Here is an 18,653-nt window from a genome sequence, read left to right as displayed (position 1 = left end):
CACGCCCCGGCCCACCCGTGCCGGGGGAGCAACCCGTGCCCGCGCGCACCCGCACCGTCCCCGCGCCGAAGGACATCCCCCCATGACGGACCTGCATGACAAGCCCACCCCGGCGACCAACCCGCCGTCGGCCGACCACGCCGCCCCAGGCGGCGGAAGCGGGAGCTCCGGTGCACACCCGCACCCGTCGCTCGGTGAGCTGTTCGCCGCATGGGTGGCCCGCACGCCCGACGCGCCCGCGGTCACCGACGGCCGACGGACGTGGTCCTACCGGGAGTTGGCACAACGGGCCGACCGCCTCGCCGCCGACCTCGTGCGGCGCGGGGCCGGACCGGATCGCACGGTCGCGCTCGTTCTGCCGCGATCAATGGAACTGATCGCGGCGGAGATCGCCGTGACACGTGCTAGTGCCGCCTTCCTGCCCGTGGACCCGGGCTACCCCGCCGAGCGGCGCGCGCTGATGCTGGCCGACGCCGCACCGGTGGTGGTCCTCGACGACCCGGCCCGGGTCCGCGCCGTCCTCGACGACGGCGCCGGTCCTGTGCCCGACCGGTGGCCCGAGCCGGTGGGCGCCGACCACGCCGCGTACGTCATCTACACCTCCGGCTCCACCGGCACCCCCAAGGGCGTGACCGTCACCCACCGGGGCATCGCGGGCTTCAGCCGCGGCTGCGCCGAGCAGTACGCCGTGCGGCCCGGCGACCGGATCCTGCAGTTCTCCTCGCCCAGCTTCGACGCCGCCGTCCTCGAACTGTGCAGCTCCGTCCTGTCCGGAGCCACCCTCGTGGTGCCGCCGCACGGACCGTGGCTCGGCGACGAACTCGCCGCCGTCCTCGACGAGCACCGCATCACCCACGCCCTGATCCCGCCCGCCGCCCTCGCCACCCTGCCCGACCCGGCGCACGGCGCCGTGGGCAACCACCTGAGCACCCTGATCGTCGGAGCGGAGGCCTGCCCGCCGGCCCTCGTCGACCGCTGGGCCCCAGGCCGCCGGATGATCAACTCCTACGGCCCCACCGAAGCGACGGTCGTCGCCTCCTGGACCGGCCCCCTCGCCGCGGGCGGCGGCGCACCGAGCATCGGCACCCCCCTGTCCGGCACCCAGGTGCACGTCCTCGACGCGGCGATGCGCCCCGTCCCGCCCGGCGCCGACGGCGAGCTGTACGTGGGCGGGGACGGCGTGGCCCGCGGCTACCACGGCCGCCCCGGCCTGACCGCCACCCGCTTCGTCGCCAGCCCCTTCGGCCCGCCCGGCGCCCGGCTCTACCGCACCGGCGACCGCGCCCGCTGGAACGCCGAAGGAGAGCTGGAGTTCCTCGGCCGCGCCGACCGCCAGGTCAAGGTCCGCGGCTTCCGCATCGAACCCGGCGAGATCGAGGCCGTGCTCCTGCGCCACCCCGGCGTGCGCGAGGCCGTCGTCGTGGTGCGCGAGGACGACCCGGGACGGCGGCGGCTCGTCGGCTACGTCACGCCCACCGACGCCGACCGCGCCCCGGAGCCCGCGGCGCTGCGCGCGGCGACGGCCACCGCCCTGCCCGCGCACATGGTCCCCGCCGCCGTCGTCGTCCTGGACGAACTCCCGCTCACCAGCCACCACAAGGTGGACCACCGCGCCCTGCCCGCCCCCGTCCGCGAGACCGCCGACGGCTGGACCCGGCCGCGCACCCCGCAGGAGGAGGCACTGGCCGCCATCTGGGCCGAGGTCCTCGCCGTCGACGCCGTGGGCGCCGACGACGACTTCTTCGACCTGGGCGGCGACTCCGTCCTCGCCGCCCGGACGCTGTCCCGGATCACCGAGGAACTGGGCGTACGCCTCGCGGTGCGGGACGTGTTCACCGCCCGGACCGTCGCCGCTCTCGCCCTGCTCCTCGGCGACCCGTCCGCCACCGCACCGCCCGAGCCGATACCGCCCGCCCCGCGCGACGGCCCGCTGCCCCTGTCCAGCGCGCAGCAGCGGCTGTGGTTCCTGGACGACCTCACCCAGGGCGGCACGGAGTACAACACCGGCGTGGCGCTGCGGCTGCGCGGCGACCTCGACGGCGCGGCACTGCGCCGCGCCCTGGACCGGCTCGCCGCCCGCCACGACGCGCTGCGCACCACGTTCGCCACCGTCGAGGGACAGGGCGTGCAGCGCGTGAGCGCGGCGGCCGAACTGCCCCTGCGCACGGCCGACGTGGCGCACGTGCCCGCCGCCCGGCGCGCCGAGGTCGCCGAACGGCTCCTCACCGAGGAGCTCGGCCGCGCCTTCGACCTGGCCACGGGCCCCCTCACCCGGGCGCTCCTCATCCGCGTCACCGACGCGGAACACCTGCTGCTCCTGGCCCAGCACCACATCGTCACCGACGGCTGGTCGGTGGGCCTGCTCACCCGCGAACTGACCGCGCTCTACCACGCGGAGGCGACCGGAACGCCCGACGGCCTGCCCGCGCCGGCGGTGCAGTACCCGGACTTCGCGGTGTGGGAGCGGCGGCAGCGCTCCTCCGGCACCGACAGCGACGACCTCGCGTACTGGAAGCGGCACCTGACGGGCATGCAGCAGCTCGACCTGCCCACCGACCGGCCCCGGCCGCCGGTGCGCACCACCGCCGGCGCCGCCCACCGCCACCCGCTGCCGGCGGACCTCGTCGAGCGGCTGCGGCAGCTGGCCGCGGGCCGCGGCACGACCTTGTTCACCCTGTTCGCCGCGGCGGCGGCCGTGCTGTTCTCCCGGTACTCCGGCCAGCGGGACGTGGCCTTCGGCACCGTCACCAACGGGCGCGGACGCCGCGACCTGGAGGACGTGACGGGCTTCTTCGCCAACACCGTGGTGCTGCGCGAAGAGGTCGACGACACCTCCACCGTCGGCGGGTTCGTGGAGCGCATGCGCGCGACCGTCCTGGACGCCTTCGCCCACGACGGGGTGCCCTTCGACCGCGTCGTCGAGGAGCTGGCACCGCCCCGCGACCCCAGCCGTACGCCGCTGGTGCAGGCCCTCGTGGTCCAGCAGACGGCCCCCGCCCACCCGCCGCGGGCCGGTGCGGTGCGCGTCGAGGAACACCCGCTGCCGCGCCCGGCCTCCCGCTTCGACCTGGTGCTCGAGTTCGCGCCGCGCCCGGACGGCGGCCGTGAGCTGACCGTCGAGTTCAACACCGATCTGTTCGACGTGGACACCGTCGCCCGGATGAGCCGCCATCTGCACCGCCTCCTGGAGGACATGGCGGACGGCCCGCACCGGACGCTGGCCGAGCTGCCCCTGCTCCTGGAGGGCGAGCGGCGCACCCTCCTGGAGACCTGGAACCCGCCCGCGCGCACCGGGAAAGACGACACCGCGCGCACACTGCCGGAACTCTTCGAGGCCCAGGTGGCCCGCACGCCCGAACACACCGCCGTGGACTGCGGCACCACACGCCTCGACTACACCGAGGTGAACCGGCGCGCCAACCGCATCGCCCGGCAGCTCGTCGCCCGTGGCGCCGGGCCCGAGACGCTGGTGGCCCTGTGCCTGCCCCGCACCGCCGACCTGGTCCCGGCCCTGTGGGGCGTCCTGAAGTCCGGCGCGGGCTATCTGCCCGTGGACCCCGGCTACCCCGCCGAGCGCATCCGCTTCATGCTCGCCGACGCCGAACCGGCCCTGGTCGTCGCGGGCCGGGAGACCGCGGGCGCGCTGCCCGCGGACTGCGAGCCGCTGATCCTGGAGAACTGCCTGACCGACGGCGCGGACCTGCCGGAGGACACGGACCTGACGGCCGCGGACCTGGTCCGCCCGCTCGTCCCCGACCATCCCGCGTACGTCATCTACACCTCGGGGTCGACCGGCCGCCCCAAGGGCGTCGTGGTCGCCCACCGCAGCGTGGCGGCGCTCGCCGAGTGGGTGGCGGAGCGGTTCGGGCCCGAGCGCCTCGCCCATGTGATCGCCTCGACGTCGCTCAACTTCGACGTGTCGGTGTTCGAGCTGATCTGCCCCCTGCTCGCGGGCGGCAGCATCGAGGTGGTCGCGGACCTCGCCGCCCTCGCCGAGGCCCCCGACCTGCGCACCGCCGGGCTCGTCAGCGGCGTGCCGTCCGTGATCGCGCGACTGCTCACCGAGGGTCACACGGCCATCGCCTCGGACACGTTCGTCCTGGCCGGGGAGGCACTGCCCGCGCAGACCGTGCGCGACCTGCGGCGGGCCATGCCGTTCTGCGAAGTGGCCAACATATACGGCCCGACCGAGGCCACCGTCTACGCCACCGCCTGGTTCGCCGACGACACCGAACCGGACCAGGCCCCGCCGATCGGCAGGCCCGTGGCGCGCACCCGCGCCTACGTCCTGGACCACCTGCTGCGCCCGCAGCCCCCAGGTGTGACGGGTGAGCTCTACCTCGGCGGCGGCGGCCTCGCCCGCGGCTATCTGCGCCGCCCCGGCCTGACCGCGACCCGCTTCCTCGCCGACCCCTTCGGCGCCCCCGGGGACCGCATGTACCGCACCGGTGACCTGGTGCGCTGGACCCGGGCAGGCGAACTGGAGTACCTGGGCCGCACCGACCAGCAGGTCAAGGTGCGCGGCTTCCGCATCGAACTGGGCGAGGTGGAGGAGGCCCTGCTGCGCTGCGAGGGCGTGGCGCAGGCGGCCGCCGCCGCCCGCGAGAGCGAAGGACACCGGCGCCTGGTCGGCTACGTCGTGCCCGCCCCGGGCAAGCGGGTGGACCCGGACGCGGTGCGCCGCGAGCTCGGCCGCGCCCTGCCCGACTACCTGGTCCCCGCCGTCGTCGTCGGGCTGAGCGCGCTGCCCCTGAACCCCAACGGCAAGCTGGACCGCGACCGGCTGCCCGACCCCGGGCCCCTCGCGTGCACCGCCCGCCACGTGCCGCCGCGCACGCCCACCGAACGGCTCCTCGCCGGGATCTGGGCGGAGGTCCTGCACGTGGAGCGGGTCGGGGCGGACGACAACTTCTTCGCGCTCGGCGGCGACTCCATCCTCAGCATCCAAGTCGTCGCCCGGGCCCGGCAGGCGGGCCTGACGGTCACCTCCCGCGATGTGTACCGGCACCAGACGGTGGCCGACCTCGCCCGCTGCGCGGACGCCGCGGAAGGCCGCAAGGCCCCCGCCCCCGTCCAGGTGGCGGCCACCGGACCGGCGCCGCTGACGCCCATCCAGCACTGGCTGTTCGACAGCGCCGGAGACCGGTCCGGCCACTTCTCCCAGACCCTGTCGGCCCAGCTGCGCGGGGCGGTCGACGCGGCAGCCCTGGAGGACGCGCTCAACGACCTGGTCGCCCACCACGACGCGCTGCGCTCCCGCTTCGTGACCGAGGGCGCCGCGGGTCCTGGTGGCGCCGACCCCGCCGCCCGGTGGCACATCGGCGAACGGACCCCGCGCCTGCGCCTGGCACGCCACACCGGCCCCGACGCCGACGCGCCGCACCTGGGCCCCTTCGACCTGCACGAGGGCCCCCTGCTGCGCGCCGTCCTGCACGAGCGGGGCGCGGGGCTGCGGCCCGTGCTGCACCTGGCCGTCCACCACCTCGTGGTCGACGGCGTCTCCTGGCGCGTCCTGCTCGAAGACCTCGACCTGGCCTACCGCGCCCGCCGCGCGGGCCGCGACGCGACGGCGGCCCTGCCCGCCAAGTCCTCGCCGCTGCGCCACTGGGCACAGCGCCTGGCCACGCACGCGGCCGACGGCGGCTTCGCCGACGAGACGGCGTACTGGAACCGCGCCCTCGCGGGCGCCGAGGCGGCCCTGCCCACCGACGAGGCGGGAGCCAACACCTACGCCTCGGCCCGCTCGGTGACCGTACGCCTCACCCCCGAGGACACCACCGCGCTGCTGCGCACGCTGCCCGAGACCTACCGCACCCGGGTCAACGACGTGCTCCTGAGCGCGCTCGGACGCGTGCTGTGCGCGTGGACCGGCCACGAGCGGGTCCTGGTGGACGTAGAGGGGCACGGGCGCGAAGAGCTGTTCGTCGACGTCGACACCAGCCGGACCGTCGGCTGGTTCACCACCCGCCACCCCGTCGCGCTCGCCGTCCCGGCCGACGCCGACTGGGACGCCGTGCTCAAGCAGGTCAAGGAGCAGCTGCGCGCGGTGCCCCGGCACGGCCTGGGGCACGACGCGCTGCGCCGTCTGACCGGGCCCGGCACGGCGCCCTCGGCGCCCGCCGCGCAGGTCAGCTTCAACTACCTGGGCCGCTTCGGGCTTCCGGACGCGCCGGACGGCCTGTACGAGGGACCGTTCCGCCCCCTCGAACTGGACGCCGACCCGCTGTCCGCGCGCCCCCACCCGCTGGAGGTCGTGGGGCAACTGGACGGCGACGTACTGGAATTCACCTGGTTCTACTCCGAGGCGCTGCACCACGAGGCGACCGTCGCGGATCTCGCCGCGGGGTTCGCGGACGCGCTCGCCGGGATCGCCCGGCACGCGGCCCGGCCCGGCACGGGCGGCCGCACCCCGTCGGACTTCCCGCTGGCGCGGCTCGACCAGAGGGCCGTGGACCGCGTCGTGGGCGACGACCCCGGCGCGGTCGAGGACGTCCACGCGCTCACGCCCACCCAGGCGGGGATGCTCTTCCACGGCCTGTCGCAGGACGACCAGAGCGTGTACTTCCAGCAGGTGTCGTTCGTCCTGGACGGCGTGCCCGACCCCGCCGCGCTCGCGGCGGCCTGGCAGCACGTGACGGACCGCACGCCGGTGCTCCGCGCCCGCGCGGTGTGGCAGGACGTGCCCGAACCGCTCCTCGTGGTGCGGCGCCACGCGACGGTGCCGGTCACGCACCTGGACTGGCGCCGGCTGACCGACGACGAGCGGGGCGGCGCGCTGCGGGACCTGCTCGACCGGGACCGCGAGCGCGGCGTCGACCTGACGTGCGCCCCGCTCCAGCGCCTGGCCCTGGTCCGGCTCTCCGACACCTCCGTGCGCGTGGTGTGGTCCTTCCACCATCTGATCCTGGACGGCTGGAGCCTGTTCCAGGTCCTGTCCGACGTGTTCGCCCGCCACGCGCGGCCGTCCGGCTCCGAGGGCGGGGGTGACCCGCTGCCCGTGCGGCGCCCCTTCAGCGACTACGTGGCCTGGCTGCGCGACCGCGACGACGACCGGGCCGAGCGGCACTGGCGCGACCGCCTCGCGGGCCTGGCCGAGGCCACCGCGCTGCCCTACGACCGCGAGCCGCGCGAGACCCACCACGCGGAGTCCACCGAGGCGGTCCGCGTCACCGTGCCGCAGGCCACGACGCGTGCCCTGGAGGACCTGGCCAAGGCGGCGGGCCTGACCCTGAACACCCTGGTCCAGGGCGCCTGGGCGCTCCTCCTGAGCCGTATTGCGGGCAGGGACGAGGTCGTCTTCGGCACCACCGTCTCCGGCCGCCCGCCCGAGCTGCCGGGCGCCGACTCCATCACCGGCCTGTTCATCACGACCCTGCCCACCCGCGTCCGGGTGGCGCGCGACGGCACCCTCGCCGACTGGCTGGGCGCCCTCCAGTACGACCAGAGCGAGGACCGCCGCTTCGACCACGTGCCGCTCACGCGGATGAAGGCCCTCACCGAACTCCCCGAGCGGGCCGCCCTGTTCGACAGCATCGTCGTCTTCGAGAACTACCCCGTCGACGACGACCTCGCCGCCGCCCACGGGCTGCGCCTGAGCGACCTCGACGGCATCGAGACCACCAACTACCCGCTGAGCCTGGTCGCCTACCCCGGTACGGAACTCGGCCTGCGCCTCGGCTACGACCCCGCGCTCTTCGACGCCGCCACGGTCGCCCGGATGGGCGAGTACCTCACCGTGCTCTTCGACGGCATGGCCACGGGACCCGAGCGCCCGCCCGCGCTCCTGCCGCTGCTCACGCCCGCCCGCCGCCGCCAGGTCGTCGACGAGTGGAACGACACCGCCACCGCCGTCCCCGAGGCGACGGTCGCGCAGCTGTGGACGGCACAGGTGCGCCGCACGCCCGACGCCGTCGCCCTGGAGGCCGGTGCCGACCGGCTCACCTACCGGGACCTGGACGTCCGGGCCACGGCACTCGCCGCCCGGCTCGCCGCCCGCGGCGTCACGGCCGAAGTGCGGGTCGGCGTCCTCATGGACCGCTCGGTCGGCCTGGTCGTCGTCCAGCTCGCGCTCGCCCTCAGCGGCGGCGTCTACGTACCCCTCGACGGCCGGGCGCCGAGCGAGCGGCTGCGGCGCATGCTCGCCGAGGTCGGCGCGGACCTCGTCCTGACGGACGCCGAGTGGGAGCGGACGGCGCGGGACGTGCTGCCCGACGGGACCGTGCTGCGTCCCGACCGCGCACCCGAGGGCGGCGCACCGGACGCTCTCGTCGTCCCGGCGGTGCACCCCGACTCCGTCCAGTACGTGATGTTCACCTCCGGCTCCACCGGAACTCCCAAGGGCGTCGCCGTACGCCACCGGGACGTCGCCGCCCTGGCGTCGGACCGTGCCTTCGCCGGGCACGACCGCGTCCTCGTGCACTCCCCGCACGCCTTCGACGCCTCCACGTACGAGCTGTGGGTGCCCCTGCTGCGCGGCGGAACGGCCGTCCTCGCCCCGCCCGGGGACGTCGAGGCTGCCGTCGTCCGGAGCGCGATCACCGAGCGCGGCGTGCGGTTCCTGTGGCTCACCGCGGGCCTGTTCCGCCTCCTCGCGCAGGAGGACCCCACCTGCCTGCGCGGCGCGCGGGAGGTGTGGACCGGGGGCGAGGCCGTGCCGGGCGCCGTGGTGCGCCGTGTCCTCGACGCCTGCCCCGACCTCACCGTCGTCGACGGCTACGGCCCCACCGAGACCACCACCTTCGCGACCCGGCGCCCCTTCCGCGCCGGTGACCCGCTGCCCCCGGTGCTGCCCATCGGACGCCCGCTCGACAACACCCGGGTGTACGTCCTGGACGCCGCGCTCCAGCCCCAGCCGCCGGGCGTTCCGGGGGAGTTGTACGTGGCGGGGGCCGGGCTCGCCCGGGGCTACGCCGGGCAGTCGGGGGCGACCGCAGCCCGCTATGTGGCCGACCCGTTCGGTCCGCCCGGCTCCCGCATGTACCGCACCGGCGACGTCGTCCGCTTCGGCGGCGACGGCGAACTGCACTTCGTGGGGCGCGCGGACGACCAGATCAAGCTGCGCGGGTTCCGCGTCGAGCCCGCCGAGATCGAGGCCCGCCTCACCGCGCACGCGGGCGTCGCCGAGGCCGTCGTGTCCGTGTGCGAGCACGCAGGGCGCAAGCGCCTGGCCGCCCACGTCGTGCCCGCCCCCGCGGCGGCCGCGCCGACCGGGAGCGAGCTGCGCGCCCACGTGGCCGCCGAACTGCCCGACTACATGGTCCCCGCCGCCTTCGTGACGGTGCCGGAGCTGCCGCTGACCGCCAACGGCAAGGTGGACCGGGGCAGACTGCCCGCACCGGACTGGTCGGCGGCGGGCGACACCGCCTACCGCCCGCCCCGCACCGAGGCCGAGCGCGTCCTCAGCGGCATCTGGGCGGACCTCCTGGGCGTGGACCGCGTCGGCGCCGACGACAACTTCTTCACCCTCGGCGGCGACTCGATCCTCAGCATCCAGGTCGTCTCGCGCGCCCGCGCCGCCGGGCTCGGGCTCACCCCGCGCGACCTGTTCCGCCACCCCACCGTGGCCGCCCTCGCCGCGGCCGGCGGCTCCGCCGGGGCCGTCGCCGGCACCGGCCCCGTGACCGGCGAGGTGCCGCTCACCCCCATCCAGCACTGGTTCCTCGACCCCGGGCCGCGACGCCCCGAGGTCTTCGACCAGTGCCTGCTCGTCGAGACGGCCGCGGACGTCGACGCGGACGCCCTGCGCCGCGCCCTCGCGGCGCTGTGGTCCCACCACGACGCCCTGCGGGCCCGGTTCGTCCGGGGCGACGACGGAACCTGGCACCAGCACTGCCCCGGCCCGGACGAGGCGGCACCGGACCTTCTGGAGATCGTGGACCTGAGCGGCCTGGACGCCGAAGCGGCCGAAGCCGCCGAGGCCCGCGCCACCGCCGAGGCGCACGCCGCGTTCCGCCTCGCCACCGGCCCGCTGCTGAACGCCCGTCTGTTCACCGGCGCGCGACCGCACCTGCTCCTGACCGTTCACCACCTGGTCGTCGACGGGGTGTCCTGGCGCATCCTCCTGGAGGACCTGGACACCGCCTACCAGCAGGCACTCACGGGCGAGCCGGTACGGCTCCCGGAGCGCACCACGTCCGTCCAGGAGTGGGCCCGCCGCCTGCGCGCCCGCACCGCGTCCGGCGGCTTCGCCGGCCAGCGCGCCCACTGGGAGGACGTGGCACGGCACTGCGCCGCGCCCCTGCCCCTGGACACCGGCGCGGCACCGGACAGCACCACCATGGCCGACGTGCGCGCGGTCACCGTACGCCTGGACCGGGAGCGTACCGACGACCTGCTGCGCAAGGTGCCCGGCGCCTACCGCACCCGCATCGACGACGTGCTCCTGACCGCGCTCGGCCGTACCGTCGCCGACTGGACCGAACGTTCTACCGTCGCCGTCGCTCTGGAGGGCCACGGTCGCGAGGACCAGCTCTTCGACGACGTCGACCTGTCCCGCACGGTCGGCTGGTTCACCAGCCTGTACCCCGTCGCCCTGCACGTGCCGGACACGGACTGGGGCACCGCCCTGAAGTCCGTCAAGGAACAGCTGCGCGCGGTACCGGAGCGGGGCATCGGCCACGGCGCGCTCACGCACCTCGCCGGGGACGACGGGCTCACCGCCGCGCCGACGCCCGGCATCAGCTTCAACTACCTGGGCCGGTTCGACTGGTCGGCCGACAGCGGCGGCGCCCTGGTGCGCGGCGTGTCCGGCGGCCTCGGCGGCGCCGACGCGCCCGACGCGGCGCGCCCGCACCTCCTCGACGTGATCGCCCGCGTGGAGGGCGGGGAGCTGGAGATCACCTGGCACTACAGCCACACCCTGCACCGCGAGGAGACCGTCGCGGGCCTCGCCGACGGCATGCTGGCGGCGCTCACCGAGCTCGTCGCCCACTGCTGCCGCGAGGACGCCGGGGGCCGCACGCCCTCGGACTTCCCGCTGGCCCGCGTGGACCAGGAGGCTCTGGACCGCGTCGTGGGCGACGGCCGCGCGGTCGTGGACCTGTACCCGCTGACGCCGATGCAGGCGGGCATGCTGTTCCACAGCCTCATGGATCCCGACGCGCGGACGTACGTCAACCAGGTCCAGCTGGTGCTGCGCGGCGTCACCGACCCGCACGCCCTGGCCGAGGCGTGGCAGCGGACCGCCGACGCCAACGCCGTGCTGCGCACCGGCCTGGTGTGGCAGGAGACCGCCGAGCCGCTCCAGGCCGTGCGGCACCGGGCCACCGTGCCCGTCGCCCACCACGACTGGACGGGGTGGCCCGCCGACCGGTGCGCGCGGGAGATGGACCGGCTGCTCGACGCGGACCGGGACGCCGGGATCGACCTGGGCACCGCGCCCCTGATGCGCCTCACCCTGATCCGTCTGACGCCGGACCGCGTACGGATGGTGTGGACGTTCCACCACGTCCTGCTCGACGGGTGGAGCGCGGCCCAGGTCTTCGACGAGGTGTGCGAGCGGTACGCGGCGCTGACTGCCGGACGCCGCCCGGAGGTCGCCGACCGCGCGCCCTTCCGCGACTACCTGGAGTGGCTGTCGCGGCAGGACGCCGCCCGGTCGGAGCAGTACTGGCGCGAGACCCTCGCCGGGTTCTCCGCCCCGACCGAACTCCCCAGGGACCGGCGGCCCGCCGAGGCCCACCGCGCGTCGTCCTCCGGGACCGTCGGCGTGGAGCTCGACGCCGGGACGTCGGCGCGGCTGCGGGAGACGGCACAGCGGGCCGGGCTGACCGTCAACACCATGGTGCAGGGCGCCTGGGCGCTGCTCCTGTCGCGGTACGGCGGCGGGGACGACGTCGTGTTCGGCACCACCGTCTCCGGGCGCCCCGCCGAACTGCCCGGGGTGACCTCGATGGTCGGGGTGTTCATCAACACCCTGCCCACCCGCGTCCGGATCGACGGCGGTCGCGGCCTCCTGGAGTGGCTGCGCGACCTCCAGGCCGCGCAGTCGGAATCCCGCAGGCACGACTTCGTCTCCCTCGCCCAGCTCCAGACGTGGAGCGAGGTGCCCGGCGGCACGAACCTGTTCGACAGCATCGTGGTCTTCGAGAACTACCCGTTCGACGAAGGCGCCCTGGCCCGGCACGGCCTGGCCATCGAGCAGGAACGCGACGTGGAGCCGACCAACTACCCGCTCAACGTGGTGGTCGCCCCCGGAGACATCCTGTCGGTCATCCTGGACTACGACCCCGGTCACTTCGAGGAGTCGACCGCGCGTTCCCTCGCGGAGCGGCTGCTGCACACGCTGCGCCTCCTGGCCGACGCGTCGGACGGCACCCGCCTGGACGCGGTGGACATCCTGGCGCCGGAGGAGCGCGAGCGGCTCCTGCGAGGGCCCGGACGCCCCGCACTGGCCCCGGTCGTGCCGGAGGTGCTGCCCGCCCTGGTCGAGGCCGCCGTGGACCGTACGCCAGGGGCGACGGCCCTGGTCGGACCGGGCCTCACCCTGTCCTTCGCCGAGGCCGAGGCGCGCGCGAACCGGGTGGCGCACGGGTTGATCGCCCGCGGCGTGGGCCCGGGCGATCTGGTGGCCCTGGTGCTGCCCCGCTCCGTGGACATGGTCCTCGCGCAGCTCGGCGTGACCAAGGCCGGAGCGGCCTTCGTACCGGTGGATCCGGGGTATCCGGCGGAGCGGGTGGCGTTGATGCTGCGGGACGCGGCGCCCGCGGTGACGCTCGACGCGGAGCAGGTCGCCGAGCTGCTGAGCAACGGCCCGCGGGAGGACCGGCCGACGGACGCGGACCGGGTGCGTCCGCTGCGTCTGGACGATCCGGCGTATGTGATCTACACGTCGGGTTCGACGGGTACGCCCAAGGGTGTCGTGGTGACGCATCGCGGTCTTGCGGGCTTCTCGGCCGCTGAGGCGGCGCACTATGAAGTCGCTCCGGGGGATCGGGTGTTGGCGTTCGCCACGCCGAGCTTCGACGCCTCGGTGCTTGAGTTGTGCATGTCCTTGCCGCTCGGCGCGAGCCTGGTCGTGCCCGCACCCGGGCCGCTGCTCGGCGCGGAACTCGCGGAGGTGCTCCGGACGGAGCGCATCACGCACACGTTGCTGCCACCGCCCGCGCTGTCCACCTTGCCGCCGGACACGCCCGGCACCCTGCCGGATCTGAAGACCCTCACGGTCGGCGCCGACGCCTGCGGCCCGGAACTGGTGGCCGCCTGGGCGCCGCACCATCGCCTGGTCAACTCCTACGGGCCCACCGAGGCCACTGTCGTCGCCACCTGGTCGGCGCCCCTGACAGCGGACGGCGTCGCCCCGCCCATCGGGCGTCGGCTGCCGGGTACGGGTGTGTACGTTCTGGACGCCCGGCTGCGGCCGGTCCCGGACGGGGTGGCGGGGGAGTTGTGGCTGAGTGGTCCGGCTCTGGCCCGTGGCTATCTGAACCGGCCGGGGCTCACCGCGTCGCGGTTCACGGCCGATCCGTTCGGGCCGCCCGGTTCGCGGATGTACCGCACCGGTGACCTGGTGCGCCGCGACGCCCACGGCGAACTGCACTACCTGGGCCGCACCGACCACCAGGTGAAGGTGCGCGGCTTCCGCGTCGAGCTGGGTGAGCTGGAGGCGGCCCTCGCCGGGCACCCGGACGTGGCCGCGGCCGCCGCCCGCGTGTCGGAGCGCGACGGCCACCGCCGCCTCGTGGCGTACGCCGTGCCGAGGGGGAGCGAAGCCCCCGACCCCGCGGCCCTGCGCGACTTCCTCGCCCGCACCCTCCCCGACCACCTGGTCCCCGCGGCCGTCGTACCGCTGGAGCGACTGCCGCTCGGCGCCAGCGGCAAGCTCGACCGGAACGCACTGCCCGAGCCCGTCTGGTCGGCCCCGGCCGACGGCGGCGGCGTCCCGCCGCGCACCGACACGGAGAAGGCGCTCGCCGCGATCTGGTCCGAGGTCCTCGGCGTGCCCGACGTGGGCGCGCAGGACAACTACTTCACGCTCGGCGGGGACTCCATCCTCGGCATCCAGATCGTCGCCGCGGCCCGCCGCGCCGGATTCGCGCTGACGCCGAGGCACCTGTTCCGCCACCAGACGATCGCCGAGCTCGCCGCCGCCGCGGAGGACCTGCCCGCCGCGGGAACGACGGCCGAACAGGGCGCCGTCGTCGGCGAGGCACCGCTCACGCCGGTCCAGCACCTGCTGTTCGACACCCTCAGCGGCGACCCGGCACGCCTCACCCAGGCCGTCGCCCACCACCTCGCCGACGACACCGACGAGACCGCGCTGCGCGCCGCCCTCGCCGCCGTCCACGACCACCACGACGCGCTGCGCCTGCGCTACCCGGCACCCGCCGCCGGGGCCCGCCGCCAGTACGGCACCGCACCGGGGGCACCGGTCCACCTGGAGGTGCACGACCTGCCGGGGGAGGTGCCCGCCGCCCTCGTCGACGACCTGTGCGCGGGCTTCGACCTGGACACCGGACCGCTCCTCAAGGCCGCGCTGTGCCGCTCCGGCGACGAGCGGCGGCCCGTGCTGGTGCTCGCCGCGCACCACCTGGTCGTGGACGCGGTGTCCTGGCACCTGATCCTGGAGGACCTCGACACCGCCTACCGGGCCCTGCGCACGGGGAACCCGCCGGACCTCGGCCCGAAGACGACCTCCTTCCAGGCGTGGGCCCGCCGCCTCGCCGCGCACACCGAGGCCGGAGGCTTCGACGACGAGCTCGACCACTGGCGGAACGTGCCCGACGGCCACGCCCTGCCGACCGACCTCGCCGGGGCGAACACCGCCGCGAGCGAGGAGTCGGTGACGGTGGGCCTCGACGCAGAGGAGACCCGCCGCCTCCTCCAGGACGTACCGGGCGCCTACCGCACCCGCGTCAACGACGTGCTGCTGTACGCCCTCGGCCGGGTCCTGGCGCGCTGGACGGGCCGGGACCGGGTGACCGTGACCCTGGAGGGCCACGGCCGCGAGGAGCTCTTCGACGACGTCGACCTCTCCCGCACGGTCGGCTGGTTCACCAGCGTGTTCCCCGTCGCGCTCGACGTACCGCGCGACGCGGACACCGCCACCGCGCTGAAGTCCGTCAAGGAGGGCCTGCGCGCGGTGCCCCACGGCGGCATCGGCTACGGCGCCCTGCGCCATCTGCACCCGACCGCAGGCGCGGGGCTGCCCGCGCTGCCGCAGATCTCCTTCAACTACCTGGGCCAGCAGGACCGGAACACCACCGGAGACCTGCTGCACGCACCCCTCGGCGACCTGACAGGCGGCATGGACACGGCCGCGGACCGCCCGCACCTGCTCGACGTCATCGGGCGCGTCACGGACAAGCGCCTGGAGTTCACCTGGTCGTACTCGCGCGGCGTGCACCGCGGTGACACCGTCGCCCGGCTCGCGGCCGAACTCACCGACGAGCTGCGGGCCCTCGTGCGGCACTGCGCCGAACCCGGCGCCGGGGGCCGCACTCCGTCGGACTTCCCGCTGGCCCCGCTGGACCAGGCCGCCGTCGACCGCCTGGTGGGCAGCGGACGCGACGTCGTGGACCTCTACCCGCTCACCCCCACCCAGGCGGGCATGCTCGTCCACGGCATGGACGAGCCCGCCGAGGGGCTGTACGTCGAGCAGATCACGTTCGTCATGGACGGCGTGCCCGACGCCCGCGTGCTGGCCGCCGCCTGGCAGCACGTCGTGGACCGCACCCCCGTGCTGCGCACCGCCGTCGTCCTCGGCGGGGCGCCCGTCCCGCTCCAGGCGGTGCGGCGCGCCGTCACCGTGCCCGTCACCGAGCACGACTGGAGCTCTCTCGCCCCCGACGCGCGCGCGGCGGAGCTGGAGCGGCTGCTCGCCGAGGACAAGGCCCGCGGCATCGACCTGGACCGCGTGCCGCTGCTGCGCGTCGCCCTGATCCGCCTCGCCCCGGACGAGGTGCGCGTGGTGTGGACCTTCCACCACGCCCTGCTCGACGGGTGGAGCGTCTTCCACGTCCTCGGGGACGTCGTGGCCGCTCACGCCGCCCTCTCCCGGGGCGAGGAGCCGCGGCTGCCGGAGCGCCGGCCGTTCGCGGACTACGCCGCCTGGCTCGCGGCCCGCGACACCACACGGGCCGCGGAGCACTGGACCGACGTGCTCGCCGACCTGACCGCACCGACCCCGCTGCCCTACGACCGCAGGCCCGCCCCGGGCGCCCCGGCTCGCTCCGGCAGCTGGCTCGCGGAGTACCTGGAGGAGGCCGAGACGGACGGCCTCGCGGACTACGCCCGGCGCCACCGGCTGACCCTCAACACCGTGGTGCAGGGCGCCTGGGCGCTGCTGCTGTCCCGCTGGAGCGGCGAGCGGGACGTGTGCTTCGGCACGACCGTCTCCGGGCGGCCCGCGGACATGCCGGGCGCCGACACCATCGCCGGGCTGTTCATCACCACCCTGCCCGCCCGGGTCACCGTGGACGGCTCCGCCCCGTGCGCCGCGTGGCTGCGCGAGACGCAGGCCGCGCGGGCCGAGGACCGCCGCTTCGACCACGTGCCGCTCACCGACCTCCAGGCCGCCAGCGGACTGCCCGCGGGAACCCCGCTGTTCGACAGCCTGCTGGTGTTCGAGAACTATCCGGTCGGCGACGACACCGCGGGCGCGCACGGCGTCCAGGTCCGCGAGCTCGACGCCCACGAGTCCACCAACTACCCGCTGACCGTGGTGATCCTGCCGGGCAGCCGGATGGGTGTCGTCGTCGGCTACGACCCCCGCTACTTCGAGGAGGCCACGGCACGTTCCCTCGCGGACCAGCTCGTCCACACCCTGCGCGCCCTGGTCGCCGCGCCGGACGGGACGTCCCTGGACGGCGTGGACGCCCTGCCGCCCGAGCTGCGCGCCCGGCTGCTGCGGGGGCCCGCGCGCCCCGCACTGGCCCCGGTCGTGCCGGAGGTGCTGCCCGCCCTGGTCGAGGCCGCCGTGGACCGTGCGCCCAAGGCGACGGCGCTGGCCGCACCGGGCCTCACCCTCTCCTTCGCGGAGGTGGAGAGGAGCGCTAACCGGTTCGCGCACCAGCTGATCGCCCGCGGCGCGGGCCCCGGCGACCTCGTCGCCCTGGTGGTGCCGCGCTCCGCCGACATGGTCCTCGCGCAGCTCGGCGTGACCAAGGCCGGAGCGGCGTACCTGCCGGTGGATCCGGGGTATCCGGCGGAGCGGGTGGCGTTGATGCTGCGGGACGCGGCGCCCGCGGTGACGCTCGACGCCGACGAGGTCGCCGGACTGCTCGCGGCACAGGGCGTACCGGAGCATCGGCCGACGGACGTGGACCGGGTGCGTCCGCTGCGCTTGGACGATCCGGCGTATGTGATCTACACGTCGGGTTCGACGGGTACGCCCAAGGGTGTCGTGGTGACGCATCGTGGTCTTGCGGGCTTCTCGGCAGCTGAGGCGGCGCACTATGAAGTGGCGCCGGGGGATCGGGTGTTGGCGTTCGCCACGCCGAGCTTCGACGCTTCGGTGCTTGAGTTGTGCATGTCCTTGCCGCTCGGTGCGAGCCTGGTCGTGCCTCCACCCGGGCCGCTGCTCGGCGCGGAACTGGCCGAGGTCCTGCGCACCGAACGCATCACCCACACCCTCCTGCCCCCGGCCGCGCTCGCCACCGTGCCGCCGGACACCCCCGGCACCCTGCCCGACCTCAAGACCCTCACGGTCGGCGCCGACGCGTGTGGCGCCGACCTGGTGGCCCGCTGGGCGCCGCACCACCGTCTGGTCAACTCCTACGGGCCCACCGAAGCGACCGTGGTGGCCACCTGGTCGGCGCCCCTGACAGCGGACGGCGTCGCCCCGCCCATCGGGCGTCGGCTGCCGGAGACGGGTGTGTACGTCCTGGACGCCCGGCTGCGGCCGGTCCCGGACGGGGTGGCGGGGGAGTTGTGGCTGAGTGGTCCGGCTCTGGCCCGTGGCTATCTGAACCGGCCAGGGCTCACCGCGTCGCGGTTCACGGCGGATCCGTTCGGTCCGCCCGGTTCGCGGATGTACCGCACCGGGGACCTGGTGCGCCGCGACGCCCACGGCGAACTGCACTACCTGGGCCGCACCGACCACCAGCTCAAGCTGCGCGGCCACCGCATCGAGGCGGGCGAGGTCGAGGCGGTGCTCGTCCGTCACCCGGCGGTGCTCGACGCCGTGGTCACCGTGCGCGAGGACGAGCCGGGGCTGCCGCGCCTGGTCGCCCACCTGCTCGCCGCACCCGACGCCGAGCCGCCCGCCGCCGCGGAGCTGCGGACCCTCGCCGCCCGCACCCTGCCCGGCCCCCTGGTCCCCTCGGCGTACGTCGTCCTCGACCGCTTCCCGCTCACCGAGAACGGCAAGACGGACCGGGCCGCGCTGCCCGCGCCGCCACCGGACCAGGAGGAGACGTCCGGGCACGTCGCCCCGCGCACCCCCACCGAGGAGGCCGTCGCCTTCCTGTGGGAGGAGGTCCTGCAGACGGTGGTGGGCGTGGAGGACGACTACTTCTCCCTGGGCGGCGACTCCCTGCGCGCCCTGCTCATCGCCTCCCGGGTGGGCGAAGCGTTCGGCGTGACCCTCACGCCCCGCGACGTCCTGGTCCACCGCACGGTCGCCGCCCTGGCGGACCTGGTGGAGGAACAGGTGCTGAGCGAACTCGAAGACGCCGCACGCGGCGACAGCGACCACGACGAACGGTGAGGACTGC

1 protein-coding gene is annotated in these 18,653 nt (G+C 75.4%); it reads left to right on the top strand.

What is annotated here, in order from left to right:
- The first annotated feature begins 82 nt into the window (after positions 1 to 82).
- Positions 83 to 18,646: a non-ribosomal peptide synthetase gene (locus AC5WAM_RS01290; protein ID WP_495521207.1), complete on the top strand. Its 18,564-nt coding sequence runs from the start codon at positions 83 to 85 to the stop codon at positions 18,644 to 18,646.
- The last annotated feature ends 7 nt before the right edge of the window (positions 18,647 to 18,653 follow it).

Source organism: Streptomyces sp. JLYT201 (assembly GCF_059448825.1).
The sequence above is the reverse complement of the archived record's forward strand: the minus strand, read 5'-3'. Positions and strand labels throughout refer to the sequence as shown.